Below are 5,225 nucleotides of genomic sequence, written 5' to 3'. Positions count from 1 at the left end.
ACGGCCGCCGGCCGGGAAAGTGGCCCGGCGATTCCGGCGCCGGTGCCGTCCGCCGGACGGCAGGGCTGGGAGCGCGGGGCGGTCAACGCGCCCGCGCGGTCCCGGGGGTGGCGCCCGGGGCGGCCGACGTGGCGCACGGGCTTCGGCGCGGGCCCGGTACCGGGCCGGCGGGGCGTTCCCGAAGAGCGGCACGGCCGGCGCGTGTCACTTGCGCCGGCCGTGACCGGTGACCTGGGCCACCCAGCCGTACGGCAGTTCGTCGCCGTCGACGGTCACCTTTTCGACGGTGTGCGTCTCGGGGTCGATCTCCGCCTGTACGCCTTCCCCCTCGTAGCGCGGGAAGCCGGAGACACCCGTCTCGCCGGTGGCCACGACGGCCGCGGAGCGCAGCGGGGCGCCGTGCCGGGGGCGGTTCTCCTCGTCGGCGACCTGGGGTTTGAGGACGACGGTGTAGTGGTCGGGCTGCGGGCTCATGGTTCGTCAGGCTAGCCGCCGCGTCCGGGGGTGTCCGGGCCGACCGGCCGCACTGCTCAGGTTTTCCCCGGCAGGGCTTCTCCGAACGGCCGACAGAACGGTCGGCAGAACGCCCGGCAGGTTCCCGGAGCGCTTCCGCCCTCGCGCGGTGACGGGGTGCCAGTATGGGCACCCCGACCGGAAGCAGTGGGAGCGAGGAGGGTCCCGTGCAGCTCGGCAGGGCGTGGGCGTGCGCCTGGCAGCTGGCCGGCCCGGCGACGGAGGGCGATCTGTCGGCGGCGCGGGCGCAGATGGGGTTCTCGCTGGCGTGGCACATCGTGGTGGCCTGCCTCGGGGTGGGCATGCCGCTGCTGACGCTGATCGCCGAATGGCTGGGGCTGCGCACCGGCGACGCCTCGTACCGGCTGCTGGCGCGGCGCTGGGCGCGGGCGATGGGGGTGCTGTTCGCCGTGGGGGCGGTCTCCGGGACGATCCTCAGCTTCGAGCTGGGGCTGCTGTGGCCAGGTTTCATGGGCCGGTACGGGCAGGTGATCGGGCTGCCGTTCGCGATGGAGGGCATCGCCTTCTTCATCGAGGCGATCTTCCTGGGGATCTATCTGTACGCCTGGGACCGGCTGCCGGCCCGGACGCATCTGCTGACCGGCGTGCCGGTCGTCGTGGCCGGGGTGTGCTCGGCGTTCTTCGTGGTGTGCGCGAACGCGTGGATGAACCAGCCGCGTGGGTTCACGGTCCGCGACGGGCGGGTCGTGGACGTGGACCCGCTGGCGGCGATGGTCAATCCGGCGAGCCCGCCGCAGAGCGTCCATATGATCCTGGCCGCGCTCATGGTCGCCGGCTTCCTCACCTCCGGCGTGTACGCGGTCGCGCTGCTGCGGGGGCGGACCGACCGCTACCACCGGGCCGGTTTTCTCATCCCCTTCGCGCTGGGCTCCGTCGTGACCCCCTTTCAGCTGGTGGTGGGCGATTGGGCCGCGCGGTTCGTCGCCGACTTCCAGCCGGCGAAGCTCGCGGCGATGGAGGGGGTGTACGTCACCTCGGGCCATGTGCCGCTGACGATCGCCGGCATCGGCGACGGCCACGGGCTGCGTTACGGGCTGGAGATCCCCAGCGGGCTGTCGCTGCTGATCGGCTACCGCACGGACACGGTCATCCGCGGTCTGGACGAGGTGCCCGCCGCGCTGCGGCCCCCGGTCACCGGGGTCCATCTGGCGTTCGACCTGATGGTGGCGGCCGGGCTGTTCCTGCTGGCCCTCGGGGCATGGCTGCTGCTGGCGTGGTGGCGGGCGCGGCGTGCCGGGGGCGGCGACGTGCTGGCCGGGCGCAGCGGGCGGCTGTTCCTGCTGCCGGCGGCGCTGGCCGGGCCGGCGGCGGTGACGGCGCTGGAGTGCGGGTGGACGGTCACGGAGGAGGGGCGGCAGCCGTGGATCGTCCAAGGGGTGATGAGCGTGCGCGATGCCGTGAACCCGGCCCCCGGTCTGGCGGCGGGGCTCTGGCTGGTGCTGGCCGTCTACGCCGCGATGACCGCCGCCACGCTGTACGTGCTGCGCCGTCTGGCCCGGCACACCCCCGTCCCCGTGGCCCCGCAGGACAGTGACGTGGCCGCCTACCCGGTGGTGTGAGCGGGAGTGCCGTGATGCTGGCCGACGCGGTACTGGCGGTGATGTGGGTGGGGCTGACCTGTTACGCGCTCTTCGGCGGTGCGGACTTCGGGGCGGGGTTGTGGGACCTGCTGGCCGGCGGCGGGGAGCGCGGGGCTGTCCGGCGGGATCTGATCGAGCACGCGATCGGCCCGGTCTGGGAGGCGAACCACGTCTGGCTGATCTTCGTGGTGGTGATGCTGTGGACCGGTTTCCCGGCCGTGTTCGCGGCCGTGATGTCGACCCTCTACGTGCCGCTGACGCTGACCGCGCTGGGGGTCATCGCGCGCGGCTCGGCGTTCGCGTTTCGCAAGGCCAGCGCGCGACTGTGGCAGCGCCGGCTGTTCGGGGCGTGCTTCGCGGTGTCCTCCGTCGTCACGCCCTTCTTCCTGGGCACCGTGGCGGGCGGGATCGCCTCCGACCGGGTGCCCGCCGGACTGGCCGCCGGGGATCTGACGGGCAGCTGGCTCAATCCGACGTCCGCGCTCGGCGGCGTGCTGGCCGTTCTGGCCTGCGCGCATCTGGCCGCGGTCTATCTGTGCGCGGACGCGCACCGGCTGGGCGACGCCGCGCTCGCGGCCGACTTCCGGCAGCGGGCCCTGGTCAGCGGGCTGGTCAGCGGCGTGGTGGCGCTGGCCGGCATCGCGGTGCTGCACGCGGACGCGCCCCGGCTCTTCCACGGGCTCACGCACCGGGCCCTGCCGCTGGTCGTGCTGTCGGCGGTGACGGGGGTGGGCGGTCTCGTCCTGCTCGGCCGTGGCCGTCCGGGCCCGGCCCGGGCCGCGGCCGCACTCGCCGTCGCCGCCGTGCTGTGGGCGTGGGGCGCCGCCCAGTACCCCCTGATGCTGCGGCCCGACGTCACCGTGGCCTCGGCGGCGGCGACCGGGCCGGTGCTGGCCGGCACGCTCGTGGTCTTCGCGGTGGGGGGCGTGCTGCTGGTGCCGTCGCTGCTGTGGCTGTACTCCCTCGCCCAGCACCCCGGGGCGCACGGAGCGGAGCCGGGTGCGGACAGGGTGTGAGCGTCCGGGCCGGTGGGCGCACCGCGCATCGATGGCGGATCAGGGGGCACTCGAACCTCAGGGGGCACAGAAGGAGAGCAGTGATGAGCGAGTACACGACGCCGTCGCAGGCCGAGGGAGAGCGCGACGACGAGGACATGGAGGACGCGCACGGGAAGCCGCTGCGTGAGTCCCATCCCCGTACGACGAGGACCACGCCCTCGCAGGCCGAGGGCGAACGGGAGAACAACTCGCGGAACAACGCGCGGAACCAGGGGCGCTGATCCGCGGCGCCCCGGGGTCCGGGCGCGGAGGAGGAGTGCCGTGCGCGAGAACCGGGAAGACAGGTCCCGTCCGCGGCGGGACGAGGAGGAGAAGCGGGAACGGCGGGAGACGCGTTCGCGTCCCTCGCCCATCGGCAAGGGCGACACGCCGAACGTGGCGGGAAGCGACGTTCAGCAGCCGGAGATCGCCGAGGGCCCGGTCGAGGGCCTGCAGCCCGGCGAGAAGGTGGAGCGGGGCCGATGGCACCCGCCGGTGGAGGTCGACCCTCCCCCGGGCTACGGACGTCCGCCGGGTGACCGGAGCGGCGGCCGCGCGGGGCGGCGGCGCCGCGCGGAGGACGAGGACGAGGGGGGCGGGAAGCGATGACGGCTCCGCACGACCCCGGGGTCCCGCCGGAGAGCGAGGGCATCCCGGATCTCCAGGACGGCACGCCCCAGCAGCAGCGGGCGAGCGACCCGCAGCAGCAGGCCGTGCCCGGTGACACGCCGACGGCCGTCACGCGGGAGGGCGTGACGGCCGAGGAGGCGCGGCGGGGCGAGTCGCTGGACGAGCGGCTGGCCGAGGAGGAACCGGAACCCGACCCGGCGCAGCTCGCCGAGCCCGGTCGGCCGGCAGGGGAGGACCCGGAGCCGGAGGAGCCCGGCGGCGGGGCCGGGGAGGGCGTGCAGGAGCCCGCGGGGCTGCTCTCCGACGAGCCCGATCCGGACGAGTCACGGGAGCAGGACGTCTACGCGCAGGAGGGCTCGGCCGACGGGCTGTCCGCCGAGGAGGAGGCGGTGCGGATCAGGGGCGACGAGTCCCGGTGAGCCCACGGGCCGCGGGCGCGGTGACCGGTTTTCCGGCGGATCCGGAATCCGGGGCCGCCGGCCTCGGCCGCCGGGGAGCCGGAAGGTGACGATGGGCGGGTCGTCGAACCCGTGACCCGGATCGCCGTGACCCGGATTGCGGGATTCCCAGGGAGAGATCCATGATTTTCATCGCCGTCAAGTTCACCGTCCGCCCCGAGCGGAGCGACGAGTGGCTGGACCTCGTCCAGGACCGCCCTCGCCAAGGACGTCGTCGTCGTGGCCTCCGCCGGCAACGACGGGCTCGACGGCACGGTCAAGGAGACCTACCCCGCCGCCTACCCGGGCGTCCTCGCCGTCGCCGCCTCCGACCGCAACAACGAGCGCGCGCCCTTCTCCCAGCCCGGCGACTTCGTCGGGGTCGCCGCCCCCGGCGTCGAGATGGTCTCCACCGTGCCCGGCGGCGGCCAGTGCGTCGACAACGGCACCAGCTTCTCCGCCCCCTACGTCGCCGGCGTCGCCGCCCTGCTCCGCGCCAAGCACCCCGACTGGAAGCAGCACCAGGTCGTCGCCCAGATCGAACAGACGGCCGAACGCGCCGTCAACGCCCACGACCGGCACGTCGGCTGGGGCGTCGTCGACCCCGTCCGCGCCCTGACCGACGACGGCCGCCCCCCGGACGCCGTCACCCTCGACCGGGACGCCGGCCGCGGCGTACGGCCCCCCACGCCGGCCGCCCTCACCCTCGGCGAGACCCCGAGGCAGCGCGAGGAGCGCCTGGCCACGTACGCGCTCGGCGGCGCGGCCGTCCTGGTCGCGGTGATCACGGGCACGGCCGTGGTCGTCCGGGACCGCAACCGGCGCCGCGCCCCCTGAGCGCCCCGCCGCGCCGCCGTCCCGAACCCCCCGCCCCGGCACCCCACCCCGGCCCCACTCCGGCAGAAGGAACCCATGTCTCAGCCACTCCCCCCGCACCGCCCCGGAGCACAGCCCCCCGCGGGCTCCTTCGGGCCCGCGCCCGACCCCTTCGGGCCGGCGGCACCCAC

General features: G+C 75.0%; 6 protein-coding genes and 1 pseudogene. 6 read left to right on the top strand and 1 reads right to left on the bottom strand.

The annotated features are described in order from the left end of the window. Positions 1-204: 204 nt before the first annotated feature. Positions 205-474, bottom strand: a complete 270-nt coding sequence (locus tag AB0K09_RS29610) for a hypothetical protein (protein WP_366068486.1) — start codon at positions 472-474, stop codon at positions 205-207. A gap of 206 nt (positions 475-680) precedes the next feature. Between AB0K09_RS29610 and AB0K09_RS29605 the strand changes: the two genes are divergently transcribed. The 6 genes and pseudogenes from AB0K09_RS29605 to AB0K09_RS29580 all read left to right on the top strand — a co-directional run. Next, complete coding sequence (locus AB0K09_RS29605; RefSeq protein ID WP_366068485.1) at positions 681-2,093, top strand: cytochrome ubiquinol oxidase subunit I; 1,413 nt, start codon at positions 681-683, stop codon at positions 2,091-2,093. A 14-nt stretch (positions 2,094-2,107) separates the two neighbouring features. Beyond that, complete coding sequence (locus AB0K09_RS29600) at positions 2,108-3,130, top strand: cytochrome d ubiquinol oxidase subunit II (protein WP_366068484.1); 1,023 nt, start codon at positions 2,108-2,110, stop codon at positions 3,128-3,130. 83 nt (positions 3,131-3,213) lie between these two features. Beyond that, positions 3,214-3,393 carry a hypothetical protein gene (locus AB0K09_RS29595; RefSeq protein WP_366068482.1) on the top strand — a complete coding sequence of 60 codons (180 nt, stop codon included), beginning with the start codon at positions 3,214-3,216 and terminating at the stop codon, positions 3,391-3,393. Between the two features lie 40 nt (positions 3,394-3,433). After that, positions 3,434-3,760 (top strand): hypothetical protein, encoded by a 327-nt coding sequence (locus AB0K09_RS29590; protein ID WP_366068481.1) that lies wholly within the window; start codon positions 3,434-3,436, stop codon positions 3,758-3,760. After that, on the top strand, positions 3,757-4,200 hold the full coding sequence (locus tag AB0K09_RS29585) for a hypothetical protein (RefSeq protein ID WP_366068480.1): 444 nt from the start codon (positions 3,757-3,759) through the stop codon (positions 4,198-4,200). The genes AB0K09_RS29590 and AB0K09_RS29585 overlap by 4 nt, the downstream gene beginning before the upstream one ends. A gap of 234 nt (positions 4,201-4,434) precedes the next feature. Next, positions 4,435-5,055 (top strand): annotated as a pseudogene (locus AB0K09_RS29580) (S8 family serine peptidase); the annotation flags it as partial. Between the last annotated feature and the right edge of the window lie 170 nt (positions 5,056-5,225).

Origin of the sequence: Streptomyces sp. NPDC049577 (genome assembly GCF_040675635.1) — a bacterium.
GTDB lineage: Bacteria > Actinomycetota > Actinomycetes > Streptomycetales > Streptomycetaceae > Streptomyces.
The sequence above is the reverse complement of the archived record's forward strand: the minus strand, read 5'-3'. Positions and strand labels throughout refer to the sequence as shown.